Annotated in this window: 14 protein-coding genes and 1 pseudogene; 7 read left to right on the top strand and 8 right to left on the bottom strand. The window is 45.6% G+C overall.

Annotated elements, in window-relative coordinates; genetic code table 11:
- Nucleotides 1-5: 5 nt before the first annotated feature.
- Complete coding sequence (locus BTO10_RS01885; RefSeq protein WP_374955513.1) at nt 6-473, bottom strand: hypothetical protein; 468 nt, start codon at nt 471-473, stop codon at nt 6-8.
- Between the two features lie 373 nt (nt 474-846).
- Between BTO10_RS01885 and BTO10_RS01880 the strand changes: the two genes are divergently transcribed.
- The 6 genes from BTO10_RS01880 to BTO10_RS01855 all read left to right on the top strand — a co-directional run bounded on the left by BTO10_RS01880 (nt 847) and on the right by BTO10_RS01855 (nt 6,358).
- Nucleotides 847-1,233, top strand: coding sequence for a c-type cytochrome (locus tag BTO10_RS01880; protein ID WP_032554341.1), 387 nt, complete (start codon nt 847-849; stop codon nt 1,231-1,233).
- Nucleotides 1,234-1,257: 24 nt separating this feature from the next.
- On the top strand, nt 1,258-2,682 hold the full coding sequence (gene ccoN, locus BTO10_RS01875; RefSeq protein WP_004741181.1) for a cytochrome-c oxidase, cbb3-type subunit I: 1,425 nt from the start codon (nt 1,258-1,260) through the stop codon (nt 2,680-2,682).
- Nucleotides 2,683-3,297: a cbb3-type cytochrome c oxidase subunit II gene (locus tag BTO10_RS01870; protein WP_181143960.1), complete on the top strand. Its 615-nt coding sequence runs from the start codon at nt 2,683-2,685 to the stop codon at nt 3,295-3,297.
- Entirely contained in the window at nt 3,294-5,450 is a 2,157-nt protein-coding gene (locus tag BTO10_RS01865) for a cytochrome c (protein ID WP_105023366.1), read from the top strand. Before BTO10_RS01870 ends, BTO10_RS01865 begins: the two co-directional genes overlap by 4 nt.
- 210 nt (nt 5,451-5,660) lie before the next feature.
- Entirely contained in the window at nt 5,661-5,888 is a 228-nt protein-coding gene (locus BTO10_RS01860; RefSeq protein WP_105023365.1) for a PAS factor family protein, read from the top strand.
- A 287-nt stretch (nt 5,889-6,175) separates the two neighbouring features.
- Complete coding sequence (locus BTO10_RS01855; protein WP_004741177.1) at nt 6,176-6,358, top strand: hypothetical protein; 183 nt, start codon at nt 6,176-6,178, stop codon at nt 6,356-6,358.
- A gap of 139 nt (nt 6,359-6,497) precedes the next feature.
- On the opposite strand, the gene BTO10_RS01850 is transcribed toward BTO10_RS01855, so the two are convergent.
- The 7 genes and pseudogenes from BTO10_RS01850 to BTO10_RS01820 form a co-directional block, all read right to left on the bottom strand.
- The gene (locus BTO10_RS01850; protein WP_105023364.1) at nt 6,498-7,790 is read right to left on the bottom strand and encodes an alpha/beta fold hydrolase; all 1,293 of its coding nucleotides are present in this window, start codon (nt 7,788-7,790) and stop codon (nt 6,498-6,500) included.
- A 317-nt stretch (nt 7,791-8,107) separates the two neighbouring features.
- Nucleotides 8,108-8,845 (bottom strand): DUF3726 domain-containing protein, encoded by a 738-nt coding sequence (locus tag BTO10_RS01845; RefSeq protein ID WP_004741175.1) that lies wholly within the window; start codon nt 8,843-8,845, stop codon nt 8,108-8,110.
- Nucleotides 8,842-10,655: pseudogene (locus BTO10_RS01840) on the bottom strand (hypothetical protein). The gene BTO10_RS01845 and the pseudogene BTO10_RS01840 overlap by 4 nt, the downstream one beginning before the upstream one ends.
- 274 nt (nt 10,656-10,929) lie before the next feature.
- Nucleotides 10,930-12,537 carry a BCCT family transporter gene (locus tag BTO10_RS01835; protein WP_065584621.1) on the bottom strand — a complete coding sequence of 536 codons (1,608 nt, stop codon included), beginning with the start codon at nt 12,535-12,537 and terminating at the stop codon, nt 10,930-10,932.
- Between the two features lie 232 nt (nt 12,538-12,769).
- Nucleotides 12,770-13,765 carry a membrane dipeptidase gene (locus tag BTO10_RS01830; RefSeq protein ID WP_105023362.1) on the bottom strand — a complete coding sequence of 332 codons (996 nt, stop codon included), beginning with the start codon at nt 13,763-13,765 and terminating at the stop codon, nt 12,770-12,772.
- A gap of 165 nt (nt 13,766-13,930) precedes the next feature.
- The gene (locus tag BTO10_RS01825) at nt 13,931-15,391 is read right to left on the bottom strand and encodes an aldehyde dehydrogenase family protein (RefSeq protein ID WP_105023361.1); all 1,461 of its coding nucleotides are present in this window, start codon (nt 15,389-15,391) and stop codon (nt 13,931-13,933) included.
- 187 nt (nt 15,392-15,578) lie between these two features.
- Nucleotides 15,579-15,977 (bottom strand): RidA family protein, encoded by a 399-nt coding sequence (locus BTO10_RS01820; RefSeq protein ID WP_105023360.1) that lies wholly within the window; start codon nt 15,975-15,977, stop codon nt 15,579-15,581.
- A gap of 157 nt (nt 15,978-16,134) precedes the next feature.
- On the opposite strand from BTO10_RS01820, the gene BTO10_RS01815 reads away from it, so the two are divergent.
- Complete coding sequence (locus tag BTO10_RS01815) at nt 16,135-17,019, top strand: LysR family transcriptional regulator (RefSeq protein ID WP_008217077.1); 885 nt, start codon at nt 16,135-16,137, stop codon at nt 17,017-17,019.
- Nucleotides 17,020-17,528 lie beyond the last annotated feature (509 nt).

The raw sequence follows: 17,528 nt of genomic DNA, 5'->3' as shown, positions 1-17,528 counted from the left end.
GCCCTCTACAAACGAATATCTCGTATCTGCCAGATCATTTTTGCGTGGAAATCGGTATTGTTGATTTCAGGCTTAGACGACAAGGGATAGATCAGCCAGTACGGCCCCTTCTCTCTCACCGGCATAAACTGACCATTTCGCTTAACCGCAATAATCGGCTGATGGTCACAAAAATCTTCTTTTGGTATCGCCACTTTATAATCGTTTAGAGCCACAATAGTAACCAGAGGTGGCATCGATAACTCCAAACCTTCTAAAACGACCTGCAGAGTAACGCCACCATATACAGATTCACCTTCACTCCATGGAAGCGCTGTTGTGATTTCAGTTTGAGGTAACTGCAGTAGTTGCTCTCGACTCAATTCATGCTTTTTACCCGTATGCTCGAAAACGGATAAATTCGAAGATGCAAGCACAGACAGCGAATACGATAAAAGGAAGACAAGAAGAGTAGATCTCATTTTAAACTCCATTTAAAAAGGTCACTAAATTGAGTCTAGTTCAAATTGTTCGTATGACTCGCCTAACCATAGCTTAATTTTCCTAAAACATTCACTCATACCCGATCAAACCTTATTTCGACAATCAACAGAGTCTTTGAAATAAAACGAGCTCTTTTACGCCCTCAGTAATCCAATTCCCCGTGTGAATACGTAGTGACTGATAAAATTGACAAGAAAGATGGGTTATTTAGTAGCGATATTCCGTGACACTGCATAACCTTTAAGCGAACGTAAGTCATTTTAAGAGCCCAATTAACTGCTGTGAGCCGTTATAAATATCATCAGCCTATATTGTCTAACTCTCTTAAGTCACTTACTCAATTCATAATCAAGGGAATCGATAATGAGTTTAAATAAGAGAAAGTTTAACCCCATGGCGGCACTGTCTCCCCTCTTACTGACGCTGGTCATGTTTCCTGTTTCAGCTGAAATCAACCAAGAACAATTCGAATTAGGTAAACAAAAAGCCAAGGTGTGTATGACTTGCCATGGTGATGACGGCATTTCAACACAAGACCCTTACCCAAACCTTCGTGGTCAAAAGATGGGCTACCTCATATCATCGTTAAAAGATTATCAAACAAGAGAAAGAACCAGTGGACTGGCGGTTCTTATGCAGCAGCAAGCCGATACGCTCTCGGACCAAGACATCCGCGATATTTCTTATTTCTATTCGAACCTCGGTAGCGAATCAAATTCGGTGAGCGACTCTAGCGCTATTAGCAATTAAAAATCCTAGGCAAGGAGCCTTGTTATGGAACAAGTGACAACGCAGTACAGCATTAAGGTGGTGAAGTACTTTATTATCGCCTCCTTAATCTGGGCTATTTTAGGCATGATCATCGGTGTGATTCTCGCTGCACAGCTGTATTGGCCCATCTTAAACTTCGACTCGGAGTACTTTCAGTTTGGTAGGCTTCGTCCCTTACACACCTCTGGCGTCATATACGGGTTTGTCGTCAATATCCTGATGGGGACATCATTGTACATTGCTCAGCGAACCGGGCATTGTGAGCTCTTCAATAAGAGCTTGTCATGGATGGTGTTTTGGGGCTGGCAACTTGTGTTACTAATGGCGCTCATCTCTCTGCCTGCGGGTTACACCACGTCAAAAGAGTACGCAGAATTAGAGTGGCCAATTGATTTACTGATTGTACTAGTTTGGGTGCTTTATGCTGTGTTGTTCTTTGGCACGATAGCCAAACGAAAAGTCGACCACATCTTCGTGGCAAACTGGTTCTTTGCCGCGTTTATTATCGTGATCGCGATGATCTTCATCGTCAACAACCTCGCAATGCCCGTTTCGGCAATGAAGTCCTATTCTGTCTTCGCCGGAGCTCAAGACGCCATCGTTCAATGGTGGTGGGGACACAACGCAGTAGGGTTCTTGCTGACGGCTGGCGTCATCGGTATGAACTACTACTTCATACCTAAAGCGGCTGACCGCCCTATCTACTCGTACCGATTGTCCGTGATTCACTTTTGGGGCTTAGTTGGCTTCTACACTTGGGCGGGTACTCACCACCTCGTCTACTCTTCCGTTCCGGTGTGGGTACAAAACATTGGTATCGTGATGTCACTGATCCTCTGGTTACCATCATGGGCGGGGGCGTTTAACAGCGCGATGACTCTATTGCAAAACAAAGAGAAACTTAAGTCCGACTACATTCTCCTATTCTTCTTTTCGGCGATTCTCTACTACTGCTTAGCGACATTCGAAGGCCCACTGCTCGCTATTCGTTGGTTCAACATGGTTGCACACAACACCGAGTGGATTATCGGTCATGTCCACTCTGGCGCTCTCGGATGGGTAGCAATGTCGGGTATCGCCGTATTCTATTACTTCATCCCACGGTTATGGGGCAAAACCGAACTTTGGTCACCAAGGATGCTCAAGTGGCACTTCTGGCTCGCACACGCGGGTGTGGCTATTTACGCGATTGCATTGTGGGTAGCGGGTATTGGTGAAGGCTACATGTGGCTCACTCAAAACGACAACGGCGAGCTCGTATACAGTTTTGTGCAAGCTATGGACTTCAAAGCACCTTGGCTATTCTTACGCTTCTTTGGTGGTGCTCTATTCGTACTTGGCTTGTTCTTAATGGCACTGAACCTTTACAAAACAGTACGCATGCCAGCAGAGCTTGATGTTAAACGCACAGCAAATGGGGAGGCATAAATCATGAGTAAAGACTTTACCCACTCGTTGGTCATTCTAATTTTGACCACCGTAGTCGTCGCCTCTTTCTCACTGGTAGTTTGGGTGGTCCCAAACATCGTTCGAGGAGATGATATCGCTAAAAACAGCCTCGCTGTGCCGTTAACCGCTATCGAGCTAGCCGGTCGAGATATCTACATCAGCGAAGGCTGCCACGTCTGTCACACGCAGATGGTGCGCCCTCTTGACCCAGAAATCAAACGTAACGGACGCCCAAACCAAGAAGCAGACGATATCTATGAGTTTCCTAACTTGTGGGGTTCTAAACGTACTGGTCCTGACCTAACCAATTTAGCAAGAAAGTACTCTGACCAATGGCATGTGATACATCTAATCAACCCTCGACAAGTCGTGCCTACTTCTATCATGCCTTCTTACCCTTGGCTGTTTGAACAAACACTCACTGGGGATGATATCAGTGCGAAAATGGAGGTATTACGTACACTAGGTGTTCCATATACCGACCAAGAAATTGGTGATGCAAGACTACAGGTTAGAGGTAAAACCAAAGGCGAAGCCTTAATTAGATACCTGCAAAGCCTAGGTAAAGATACGTCACAGGAGGTATCACAATGAGCACATTTTGGAACTTATGGGCGGCACTCTTAACCATAATATTCTTTGTTCTAATGGTATCCGTTGTCGTTAAGTACTGGCGTAGTAATCACAAGGCCGACGAAGACCACACCGTTGGCACCTTTGACGGCATTGAAGAAAAAGACGCACCGCCACCTAAATTACTGTTTGTCAGTTATGCTGTCGCTTTCTCGCTCTCCGCAGGCTACCTCGTGTTGTACCCAGGGATTGGTGAATGGGAAGGCTTAGTCGATTGGCAGCAAAGTGACGATAAACTCAGTTCGCCCACTACAAGCCTCGATGAGCAGTTTGCCCTAACAAGTGAAACCACTTTAGCTGGGTTAGCAGAGGTACCTGAGATCGTAAAAAGCGGTCAGATCTTATTCCAAACCCATTGTGCTGCTTGTCACCGAGACAACGCTCAAGGGCAAAAGCACTTCCCTAACTTGATCGACCAAGAATGGTTATATGGTGGCAGCGATGAGGCCCTTATTCATTCAATTGCCAAAGGGCGAAACGGCGCGATGCCGGGTTGGAGTGAAATCATGCGTCCAGATGAAGTGGCAAAAGTCTCCTACTACCTAGCGTCATTGAATCAACGCCACACTGATGTACCTGAGGTCAAGGTCGAACTCGGCAAAACCTTGTTCACTAAATACTGTTCTTCTTGTCATGCCGACGGCTCCGTTGCCAACCCTCAAATAGGTGTACCAGACCTGTCCGATGACATATGGCTCCACGGAGGCAGCATTGAAGAGATTCAACATACGATCAACTATGGCTTAAACAACCTGATGCCAGCGTTTGATAACCAACTAACCGAAAACGAGATACTCGCTCTAGGCGCCTATATCCGACATGCAGGAGAAGCTGAACAGCAGAGAATTGCAAACTTGGATGCTCAATCTGTTGAGCGAGGAGAATATCTCGCTTATGCCGGTGACTGTGTCGCTTGTCATAGTGCAGAAGGCGGCGAACCCTTCGCTGGTGGTCTGCCGTTTGTCACTCCTTTCGGTACGGTTTACTCAACCAACATAACGCCTCATAACACGGAAGGCATCGGAACCTATGATTTCGAGGATTTCAGAGCCGCATTGGTTGCGGGTAAAGGCAAGAATGGCTACTTGTATCCTGCTATGCCCTACACCTCGTATCAATATCTGACCGATCAAGACATGGTCGATTTGTGGGAGTACATGCAATCCATTACTGCTGTACCAAGACGTAATGACGACAACAGCATGATGTTCCCGTCGAATATTCGCCTAGGCCTGCTTGGATGGAATATCGTATTCATGGATACCGATCCGGTCGACTATCAAGTACCAGAGGAGCTCAAAGATAAGGTTGATGATGTCGAGAAGTGGCAACAAGGTAAATACTGGGTTGCAGGGCTTGGTCACTGCTCCGAGTGTCACACGCCTCGTAATATTGCCCAAGCATTGATACCGGAGCGAATTTTCCAAGGTAACTTAATCGATGGTTGGAATGCACCTGACATCACCGCAAACGAGCTGTACATCGATGGCTGGGATGAGAAAACACTCACCGACTTCCTACACACAGGTCACTCAGACAAAGGCACGGCTTTCGCTGGTATGGCTGACGTAGTGAAAAACAGCCTAAGTTTGATGACGCGAGAAGATATTGAATCAATGTCGTACTACTTACTTAGTGGTGATACCAACAACACCATAAGTAGTGACGCGGTGCCGTTAGAGCCGAAAGGATTTGATGAAGAGTCATATGCTGCAGAGATCTACACGACTTATCGCCAAACCTGTGGTGCCTGTCATGGTGACGATGGTAAAGGGCGAGAACCTATCGCTCCTACCCTGTTGAACAATGGCATCATCATGCACAGCGATCCATTCAACACCATTGCGGTAACCGTCAGGGGCTTACAACCTACGTATCTCGACAAAGACAGAAACTTCATGCCAATGGCAAGCTTTGAAGATGTCTTATCGGATCAAAGGCTAGCTGAGCTGATCACTTTCGTTCGATTACATCTAGGTGATAGAGACGAGCCTGTCACCGCAGAGCATGTTCGAGAAGTGAGAGAAACTCTAGAAGCAGCGGGTTACGCTGGCGGCTTACATACTACGCCGGACATGTATGACCGAAGAGATAACACCATCAACATCCGGTAGCATTAGCTCAATTTATCTAAGCTAGAAAAAGGAGACCTTAGTGTCTCCTTTTCTTTTGCGTTTTAGACGCCCTTTGTCACTACAACACAATTATAACTAACTGATTACACAATTAAGCAGACTTGCACATAATGCGATCAATCTCGCAGAACAAAGATGACACCAAGTGCATAATACGCAAAATTTTATAATGAGTTACTAAGGACTGATATGGATACAACTACACTCATCTACGAGACGTTGGAAGGTCTATCGAGCGCGAAACCACAGCAACACGCTCAAATCCGTCAAAATCTATATAACCATCTAGATCTATCATTTGAGAAGCAGTTGGCTTTGTATTCATCCGTTCTTGGTCCAGCGAGTGCTGGTAGATTGACCGATTTAGACAGTGCGGTAATGTCTGCACGCAAGATTGTTGGCTTAGAAAACAACTAATCTGTCGTCCAAATGAATTTTGAAAAACGCTGCCTTGTGCAGCGTTTTTTTATGCTTCAATTTCCTGCAGGTACAACTTACCACTGCTGCCCATTCTCAACACTCTATCCGGATGAATAGCGATTTAGAGTAATAAGCTCGAGCGTTGATAAGTGCAATTTGTCGAAATTTTCAAGTTGCGACCATTCTCATTTGGTTAATCTTATGTTCCATTTTTAACAGGTGTGTAACGACGATAATAGCGCTAATGTTAGTAGCACGTTAACCACACAGCGGATGGAAGAATCATGAGAGTACTTATTGAATACACACAGACAGGCAAATATCGTGATCAAGCTTGGGAAGCACTGACCATTCGCTCGAAAGGCGAGATTCAAGCCGTGACACCATCTTACGCGGCTCAACTTATCGAACAAAATCGCGCCTGCTTAACCACAACAGAACATCAAGATATCGTCATCCAACCTTAATGGCTTATTGAGCTACCCCTCCTAGTTCCTTAAATCGAATAGTTCGATGACCTAACAAAAACGCTGCACGGATGCAGCGTTTTCTTTTTCTAACGTTTCAAATTTTTAGCGTCTCTTATTTCGAACAGTAATAGCTTGATTACTTTGGCAAATTCTCTAATGCTTCAACCATAGTCATCAGCTTATCTACGATTCTTTCGCCGTCTGCTCGTAAACCGTTGTGCTCATACTCATTAGTGATCCACGCTTTTGAATTTGGAATGTTCGCCAGTGTTTCACGGCTGTAATCCAGTTCAACGTACATGTCGTCGGCATAAACAGCACACGCCATTGGCACGATATTCTTGCCAAGCTGCTCTGCGTTGTACAAAGTGCCCCAATCCGACTTCTCAGCTAAGATATTCGCCGCTTCACGCAGTGGCTTCAATGTTTCTAGTTGATCAAACATCCATGGGTAGACCATCTCGCCAGTAAACCAGAATTCCCCACCCGATTGATAGTTAAAGTGTGGATACTGCTCGCGAACTCGATGAGCCGACCAATTTGATGCTGTGCCTTGGCAATAGATCGATTCATGCAAAATGGCATAGATTGGGTTGGTTAGGTAACCCTGCTCTTGTTGCATTTGATTTAGGAAGCTGTAGCTCAACTGCTTGTTACCATTAACTTCAACAAACGCACTCTCTAATGTGAAGTACATAGGAAGGTTGGCTTCGCCAGCACCAAGGTTAATGCCAATCAATTGGAACTGTTCAACTGTAAATACCTGACCGTTTGGTAGCTTCACTTCATTGTTAAGCAGGTAATCAGAGATCTCTCGGCACATGGCTTGTGCTTGTGGGAATTGAGCAAAGAAGGCTCTGTTTTTATCTTCAACACGCTTATAGGTCGCGCGGTAGACATCGTCAGCTTCACGTTCAATAGACGGAATACCACCCGTCACATAGCAGCGCTGTAAGCTTTGTGGGAACAACGATAGGTAGCTCAGTGTACAGAAACCACCAAAGCTCTGACCAATCGTAGACCACTGCTTAACACCAAATTGCTCACGAATCGCTTCCGCATCACGAACAATGTTGTCGGCTCTAAAGTGCGTTAGATATTCAGCTTGTTGCTCTGGAGACAGATGCGCCAAAGTTTCATGGCTAATTACCGTGCTATTACCTGTGCCGCGCTGATCAAGAAGCAAGACGCGGTAGTTTTGTAACGCACGTTTCATCCAACCGGATTCCCCACTTACTCGTGGTGAAGGAAAGCCTGGACCGCCCTGAAAGTAGATAAGCCATGGGAGTTCTTGGCTGTCTTTGGCTAGATCGACCACTTCACGAGCAAAGACTTGAATCTGCTGTCCATCTTTCGCTTTATAATCGAGTGGTAGTTCAAAATAGTGCTGACGATACAGGGTGGTTCCATCTATAAACTTAGCTTGCACGCTTCATTCCTTTTTATCTGATTCTAATGTCATCGTTACGAAGAAAAGTGGCGCCCTATGGCACACATAGGTAGCAAGATACGCATAGTAGCTCGTAAATGAAACCGTTTGTTAAGCATGAATGTGAAGGTGCTTCACTTGACTGCTCAAGGAATGTTCGTATCGTTACAACCTATGTCAAAACAGCGCTTTTTTTAAGGCTATATCAAGGGATGAGTAAACAAAGAAGAAGGAAAATAAAAAGAGCTTAACGAGGTGAGGATACGTTAAGCTCTTTTGGTGTTATCCGATGTTTATGTTGCGGTAAGTTCAATCCGCTATGAGGCGACTAGCTCTCCTGCCCCTTGAATTGAACGCTGGCTATTTTCAACCAGAATCGCTGTGGCCGTTTCTTTTAATGTCGCCCACTCTGCGTCGTTGACCTCAATGCCATCACGCCACGCCTCTTCTTGTGTCTTAAATAACGACTCAGACGTGACATGTGTTTGGTAGCCATCTGACAAGCGTTCGATATCGAAATCCTGGACGGAAAGCTCGATGGTCATATTATGGATATGTTCGTCCGATGTCAGAGGCAAATCTGATAAAAACAGTTCTGGAGCAAGGCAACCACGGTTAAGCACATACAAGGTGCTCTTAGGGTTTGAGCCATTGTCCCAACGAGCAGTGCACGCAATACCTTTCGCTGCTAGTTTTACAAGCTCACTGTAGGCCAACCAGCGGTTGTGGCAGTTGTTTAGCTCAATTTTAAGCGATTTGTTGCCGACCATTTTTTCAATCGCATAATCCATTACGACAGGAAGATGACACGCCAAACTAGCCTTGTGTAAATCAACTTCGACCGTGTTATCGCTTGTCACTTGAATATCAACTGGGCAGTCGTCTTCTAGACCGATAAAGTTGCTCGCATTATTAAAATGACGCACACCATCCAAGCCTACCATTTGTAAATCAGCCACCATATTCGCTATCACATCGGCTTCACCACATGTACGGCGCATCCCTAAAAAGGCTTTGTTGACGGCCGCGACCAATTCATTGTGAGAAACAATCATAGCGATTTACCTCCATGTTGAGCATTGATATGTGTAGGAACGTTATGTGAGCCAGCCAGCTCCGCTTCACTCGGCAACAGTGGGAATACCCATTCGTCCTGATGAATTTCGTCAAGCAACGGCGCCCCTTGGAAGAAGGTAACGCGAACCCAACGATCAGAGCGCGGATCAAACTTAGTGGCACCAAACATCGCCAGCTTGCAACGTAGCAGATGCATTGGCAGCGATTCTTTATGAAGCACATTCATTTGAATGTCCCCCATCGCTTTGTTGCCCAGTGTCCATACGCGGCGAGCTATAGCACGATGCTGTGGCTGTTTTACTAAGAACTCGGCTAATGAGAGCTCTGGCGTAAACTGCAATAAAGCATGGTACAAGCGGTAAGCTTGACGACCGATATCTAACGGCAGTTCACGCTCTTCACCCAGCTCTTCGCCTCGAACACCGAGCCTTGGCTCTTCTTTGTCTTGCGAGCGATACCAGAACCAGTAGTTATTTTCAGCCTTAGTAAAGTCAGTTGTGATTGCCCAGCGGTACTTCTCTTCTAAGATCACCAACAGATCTTGTATTTTCTTACCACTAGGAAGTGACAGTGTCTCGCTACAATTCATCTGCTCCTGATGGGCGTCCACTAATTCTGGGTACAATTCCATCAAGCATGAGATAAGGATTTCTTGGGCTTCCATACTCATGTGCTTAGATTGCTCGACAAATTCACCCCATGTTTCACATCGGTTGACTGTGGCATCTAACGTTTGTTCTGCAGCTTTCAACTCAGTGACGGCAGCTTTGTTTAACTCTTGTTGCGTTTCATTGATCGTCACCACCTGCTCTAGGTGACATATGGCTTTATTCACTAGAGCACGCAATGGCTCCACTAAGCTATTGTCGGTCTGATTAGCTAGCACGTCAGATAGAGCATACTCACGGGTTGTCATCCATTGATCAACAATACTTGGATGGTTAATCAGGTATGGTGCCATACCTAAACCTGTCGCATTACCTACACCTAGATAACGTTGTAAACCTCGATGTAAAGTCGCAGCTTGCTCACAACCTTGTTGCTCTGCTAGGTAATGAACCCAATCTAGGCTGAATTCACGCAGCATGTATACCGCACACATTTGAGCGCTAAACGACTGATTGAAATCTGGGTTCTTCTCTAGAATTTTGAAGTCAGCGATACCGAACTTACCATTACCATAAACCGCAGTCGTTCTCAGGATGTAGCCCACTTCCGCTAGCTCTTTTGGCGTTGGTTGAACCCCTTTAGCCAAGTGGCTCACTATGTGTTCGAACACACGCACGCTTTTGTTGGCACGCGCTAAAACAAGCACATTGTTAGGGTTACGGCCTGCTTCTTGTAGCGGTACATTCGCACGAAGTCTCTCAAGTAGAGCGACATCTACATCGCCAAGAACCAAAGCAAACGTTACGTCCCACTTTTCAGCAATTACACGGTCATTTCGCTCGTCGTCTGCAATCTCATCGCAAAAAACAACCAAATGATAAACATGGTTTGGCGTCTCTAGCTTATAGATAGCATGACCGTACCCTTGAGGGTCTAATTGCCACTCATGCTTGGTCACTTTCCATTGCTGTTGCGCCATTTTACGAATCAGAGTTCTTATGAAGCTGATGCGTGTTTGGTGCATAGCACCCAGTCTTTCCGGTGCCATGACGACCGTTGCGTCACGTAGTGCTGATTCAGTGTAGGTAGAACGATGTGCATCCATTTTGCTCACCACCTTTGTAGTTATAAGGGTTTTGCTAGCCATTCAGAACCGATCGTTGCTGTCTTTTGAAGCATTTATAGCGACAGTATGTTGGTTAGCTTTCACGTTTTTAATCGTTATTGATGTTATCGAGGTAAGCGAACTCACCCCTTATTATTTGTCCTGACTAGATCTCTTGACCTAAATAGTTTGCCGCCCGATGTATCTTCACCAGTACGGGTTTTCTCTTCCTTTCGGAATCTGGTATCAGCCTAATTTCAGAGGCTGATACCTTGTTTCTCTTACATTTTTAGAGAGCGTTTTCTCTGCGTTTCTTTAAAGACTTGCTCTTTTACAAACTCTGCTCATCTACAGACCCTGTTCTTTCGCCATCTTGATTGCGATTTGAGGCGCATTCCAAAGCGATGGCAGTAAGATCAAGGACACCGGAACCGCTGTAATTACGATGAACGATTGCAGCGCTGAAATACCACCAGAGCCTAGAGAAATCAGAATCAACGCTGTTACGCCCATCATCACACCCCAGAAAGTACGGATGATTGCATTCGGTTCTGTCTCACCACTGATTACAACACTGATGGTGTAAGTCATTGAGTCGCCAGTCGTTACGATGAAAATCGTGGTTAAGATCAGGAACAAGATAGAGATAAGCATCGGCATTGGAAGCTGCTGAGTTACCGCTAGTAGAGCTCCTGGTAAGTTAAAGCCTTCAAACGCTTTACTTACGCTGCCTGGATCTGCGATTTCGAACGCAAGGCCAGAGCCACCAACAATCGTGAACCAGAAACAAGTAACAAACGGTGCAACTAAGCTGATGGTTGAAACCAATTGGCGAATACTACGGCCACGTGAGATACGTGCGATGAAGATTGCCATCATTGGCCCGTAACCTAAGAACCAACCCCAGAAGAATACGGTCCACCAGCTCAACCACCCCTCATCACCACGGTATGTCGCCATTGGGATGAAGTTGTCGATCATGCTACCTACACCTTGAATGTAGCCGTTAAAGATAAAGTTTGTAGGGCCGAATATCAGGATGTAGACCATCAATGCCATCGCCAAAATCACGTTGTAACGGCTTAGCATTTGCATTCCGCGGTTTAGACCACTGAGTGCCGACATTGTGTATAGAACGATTGCGAACAAGATGATGATAAGCTGCGTCGTGAAGCCATCTGGAATCTCAAACAGTGCGTTCAGTGCGTAGCTCACCTGCAAGCCCAAGAACCCGATAGGACCAATGGTGCCCGCCGCTACAGCGACAATACAACATGCATCAATCAAAGCACCGGTGTGACCTTTCAGCGCGCGCTCACCCAATACTGGGTAAAGCAGAATTCGAGGTTTAAGTGGCAAGCCTTTGTCGTAGTGAAGGTGCATCACCACAATAGACGTTAAGCTACCTACGATTGCCCATGCTAGGAAACCCCAGTGCATGAAAGATTGTGATAAAGCATTCACTGCACCTTGCTGTGCGTTCTCTTGTGCACCGTACAATGGTGGTGGGCTAACATAGTGAGCAATCGGCTCTGCTGCAGCCCAAAATACGCCGCCACCGGCAAGTAACGTACAGAAGATGATCGCCATCCAACGGAAGCCGTCCATTTCAGGTTTCGCGATGCCGCCAAGGATAACCTTACCTGTTCGCCCTGCCGCTAGGCCAAGACCAATAAGAAAGGTCAGAAGAAGAAGCATTTGCCAGTAAGGACCGAATACTTTTACCGACCACGCAAAGCCCGTGTTTACTAGGCTTGATAGTAGCTCGCCGTCAAATAAAGCAAGGGTCACGAACAGAGCGATAAAGCCGCCGCTGTACCAAAGTGCCGGGTTGGATAGCCCTAATTTGTCTGACGTAGATTCAGACTGGTTTGTGTTGCTTTTTGCATTACGTGTTGTGTGTGCTTGACCCGCATTTAAGCTTGGAGATTTCACGCTATTGGTTAAATCAGACATACTCTGACTCCAGAGGTTTCTTTGCAGCTGTCATAAAAATGATGACTACAAGGGTGTATTTAACACCTGCCCTATTATTTTTTGTGTTGGGCAGGCTAATCCATGTTTGGGTTACCGCGTTGCGAAATAGACCGTTGTTCCTTTTAAATAGTAAATTTGATTGAAGCAGTTCTCACTAACTGAACGTGTTTAGCAGACTGCTGATTAGATGCTTATAAGTAAGAAGCGCAGCTTAACTTTGGCTTTGAGGCTCTAAGCCATCTTTCAAAAAGTTAAACCAGTTTTCTCCTAAGACTTGCCCGGCTTCAGACTCGCTAAAGCCATGTCGCATCAATCCGTTATATATATTTTCCATACCTGAACTACCACAGAACCAAGGCAGTGCATCAGGCCAACCTGAATTGCTTGCAGAGCCTTCCCCGTAGTCCATCGCTTTAGACCAACGACCATTTCTCATCCATTCAAGAACGGCTTGAGGCTGGTTTAAACACAGGTCACTGCCAATACCCAGATGTTCAACGCCCACCATGTCAGCAGTAGTCGCAACCATCTGGCAGAAGTCTTCCAAGGTACATTGGCTACCATTGGGTAGGTGGAATGGGTATAAACTGAATCCGATTAAGCCACCACGTGCGGTGAGCGCTTTAATCACATCGTTTGATTTGTTACGCAGTGCGTCATGAGCAAATGTTGGGTTCGCGTGGCTGATACAAATAGGACGAGAAGACAAGTCAATCGCTTCAAGTGTTGAGCGTTCTGCACTGTGAGACATATCAATGATCATGCCCACTCGGTTCATCTCTTCGATGGCTTGTTTTCCGAAACGAGTAATACCGGTGTCGTTCTTCTCGTAACAACCCGTCGCTAATAAGCTCTGGTTGTTGTACGTCAGTTGCATGATCAATAGACCCTGCTTACGCATCACTTCGATAAGACCAATCTCATCATCGATTGGAGAACAGTTCTGAGCGCCTAGGAAAATACCGACTTTGCCGGTCGCTTTTGCAGTCTCAACATCAGCCATTGAGTGAATCGGCATGATAAGGTCTGCATTCTGCTCAAATCTTAAGTTCCACTCTGCAAAGCGAGATAAGGTTTCACGAGCCGTCTCGTGGTAAACCGCGGTAGCGTGAACTGCTGTAATGCCGCTCGCCTTTAGTGTTTGGAAATATTCTCTGTTCCAATTGCAGTATTGCAATCCATCTATAACAATCCGTTGCTGGTACATAACCACTCCTATTGAAAGCTCAGTGTTCTAGCTCGGTTTTGAAAACACGCTCAAGTAACATGTTTTCAAAAATGGGTTAAATCACTTATCTAAGTTCCTTTGCTGTTTTGGTTTTAATGTTGGCCTGACTCTGTGAATCAGGCCAATTCTTATATCGGAAGCAGATTAGTAAGGACGTTGGTAAGCCGTCTTCACTACTGTGTAGAACTCTTTCGCGTATTGACCTTGCTCACGAGGACCAAAGCTAGACTCTTTACGACCGCCAAACGGTACGTGGTAGTCCGTACCAGCGGTTGGTAGGTTAACCATCACACAACCAGTTTGAGCTTGTTGCTTGAACAGTGCGCTCGTACGTAGGCTTTGAGTGATGATGCCGCCAGTTAAGCCAAAGCGAGTGTCGTTAGTGGTTGCAATCGCTTCGTCCAAGTCAGCCACTCGAATCACGCTTGCCATTGGTGCGAACACTTCCTCTTGGTTCACTTCCCAATCGTTCTTAGTGTTCAAGAACAGCGTTGGAGCCATGTAGAAGCCTTCGTGTTGCATGCTCAAGCGTTCGCCACCAAATGCCAGCTCACCGCCGCTTTGACGTGCTTTCTCAACCCAACCTAGGTTTGCTTCAAGCTGGTTTCCGTCAACAACTGGGCCCATGAAAACGCCTTCCTCTAATGCGTGACCCACTTTCAGCTCGCTCATACGTTTAATCAGTGCTTCAACGTACTGGTCGTGGATGCTATCCATAACCACAAGACGAGAAGACGCTGTACATTTTTGACCTGCACCAGAGAAAGAGCCGGCAATAGTTGCTTCAACTGCGGTTTGGATATCTGCATCATCAGCGATAACCAGCGCGTTCTTACTGCCCATTTCCAGTTGGCAACGAACGAAGTTTGGCGCGGTAGCCGCTGCTACTTTACGACCCGTATCAACAGAACCGGTAAAGCTGACACCGTTCACTTCTTTAGAGTTGATCAGTGCGTCGCCAACCGTTGAACCGCTACCAAGAACAAGGTTGAACGTACCTGCTGGGATACCTTGGCGATGAATGATCTCAGTAAGCGCAACGGCACTTGCTGGTGTTAGATTTGCTGGCTTCCAGATAACGCTGTTACCAAAAGCAAGCGCTGGAGCGATTTTCCAAGCTGCTGTTGCTGTCGGGAAGTTCCAAGGAGAGATAATGCCGATAACGCCTACCGCTTCGCGAGTCACTTCAACAGAAACACCCGGGCGTACAGAATCGGCGTTGTCACCAATTTGGCGAAGCACTTCAGCCGCAAAGTATTGGAAGAACTGACCTGCACGGTAAATCTCACCGCGACCTTCAGCAAAAGGCTTGCCTTCTTCACGAGATAGCAAAGTGCCCAGCTCATCACAACGGGCAATCAGCTCATCACCAATCGCTTGAAGCACCGCTTGCTTACGTTCAATCGGCGTTTTTTCCCACTCTGGTTGAGCGTATTTCGCCGCTGAAATTGCTTGTTGCACTTGCTCTGCACTTGCTTGTGCAAAGTTGCCAATATTTTCAGAAATATCTGATGGGTTAATGTTCGCTACGGTGCTTACACCCGCTTGCCATTCGCCGCCAATGTAAAGTGCGTTTTCTGTTTGAACATTCTGTAAGTGAGTCATCATTCTGTCCTTGTAACGTTAGGTTGCGGTTGAGTCTGGCAACCATCGAATTAATTAATAATTTGTTAATTTATATAGAGAATAAGTATTAATTTTGTATCTAGACGTAAAACCATTCGCTTGTATCAATAAAGATCTGCATAGACAAACAGCTTTGATTGGCAAATTGCCTCAGTTCACAGTCCATTTATTCAGGTTGAGACGCCGATGCATAAACCACGAACTCAACCAACATCTCTTCTCTAGCTAGCCCTGCAACAACGACTGCTGCACGGTTTGGATAAGGTGCGTTGAAGTATTCTCCGTATAGGCTGTTTACCGTTTTCAGATACTCACGGTCAGTCACGTAGATCAGAACCTGCAGCACAGAATCCATCGATTCACCTGCACACTCCAAGGTATGAACAAGGTTGTTAAAAGTCTGACGCGTTTGCGCTTCTATACCGCCCTCTACTACTGCGCCCGTTTCATCAATTGGAATCTGAGCCGTGTATAGAGTGCCGTTATTAACGATTGCCCACTCTAGTGGTGCTTTTGAAGCAAAAAGAGCGGTTTTTACTGGGTGTTTTTTAGTTTGTGCGTTCACGATTCCATCCAACTTTGTAACAACTATGTTTCAAGATGGTTAAATACTGCACCTTGACGCCTGATAAATCTAACGGTAAATTTTGTGCATTTGATAAATAAAATCTATCACCTTGCAAAAAGTAAGGTATAGCAAGGGCTAGAGAGGGATCGAAGTCATGAGTATTAAGCTACAACAGTTAAAACATTTTGTTTTAGTCGTCGAAGAAGGTGGATTTCGAGCAGCTTCTCACCGAGCCAATCGCTCTCAAGCGGCACTGTCTACTTCGATAAAAGAGCTTGAGAAAATACTCGGTCAGCCACTGTTTGAAACAGGCAACAAATCTACGCTGACACCTTTCGGTGAAATATGCCTACCAAAAATCATCCAATTCTTGAATGTTTACAAAGCATTAGATAATGACTTGCGTGCAGCGGCGGCTGGGCAACAAGGAAGAGTTCGAATAGCGAGCGTGCCTTCGGTGGCAGCTAAATTGATCCCTAGCGTGTTAGGAGCCTTTTGTGAGCAATACCCAAACGTTGAGGTGAGCCTGATTGATGATAATGCGGCAGGTGTAGAAGCAAGGTTACTTTCTGGAGAGGTGGATGTCGCCCTTGGCAATACCTCCCATTTAGAAGAAGAGAGTATCGACTTCACCCCACTTCTTTCCGATCCTATCGGTGTGGTCTGCTTAAAGGACAACCCAATTGCCGCTCAACCCGAGGGCATAGAATGGCAAACTTTGTTAAAACAGCCGTTCATTCGCAACGGGACTTGTACCCTACTCGATCCAACACCTGCACGTATGCTCAGTGAACAAGCCCTGTATTCGGTAGAAAACATCACTTCTCTATTTTCTGTGTTGGAACTAGGCATTGGGGTAACCACACTGCCTAAGCTTGCTTTCCCAACCAATGAAACGCGTTTAGTGTGGATTCCTTTGATCGACCCGCCGTTACAGCGTCAAATTGGAATATTCCGACTGTCTGACCGTACTATCTCACCGCAAGCGCAAGCTTTTCATGATTTGTGTATTCAATATCTGAGTTATGAAGCGCCATAAGCAAAATTTAACAAGTGGCAGTGCGTCACCGCCACTTGTTACTTCAGAATACGCTTTACGTGGTCGCAACAACCACAATCAACGGGCTCTGAAGTAAGGTTTACACTTCATAAAAACGGTTTTAACGCTCTCAATTCTTCCCCTCACCTTCCAATATAACCGGTCATAAATATCCCGATGAGTAAGAAAAACGTGGATAACCATTGATGTGACACAGTTTTTCCACGCTTCATGAGTAATAGATAAAAAATATATGTTCCTGCGTTAATAAACGCACGCTGCTCGTTATAAATAACGAAATAGTGATGAATTAACACATCTATCGCCCGACTCTTACCCTTCTAAAAACAACCTGTAAGTACTTGAAAAGTATAAATTAACCACCTTAATCTCACTTAGCCTTACTCTGAATTATTCAGGCATTCTTAATACTTCAAGTTATCAATAAAGCATCTGAAATATTCATGATTAAAGTGACAGAATTATTACTTTCATAAATGAAAATCACC

This window comes from Vibrio chagasii (assembly GCF_002954585.1).
Classification (GTDB): Bacteria; Pseudomonadota; Gammaproteobacteria; order Enterobacterales; family Vibrionaceae; genus Vibrio; species Vibrio chagasii_A.
The sequence above is the reverse complement of the archived record's forward strand: the minus strand, read 5'-3'. Positions and strand labels throughout refer to the sequence as shown.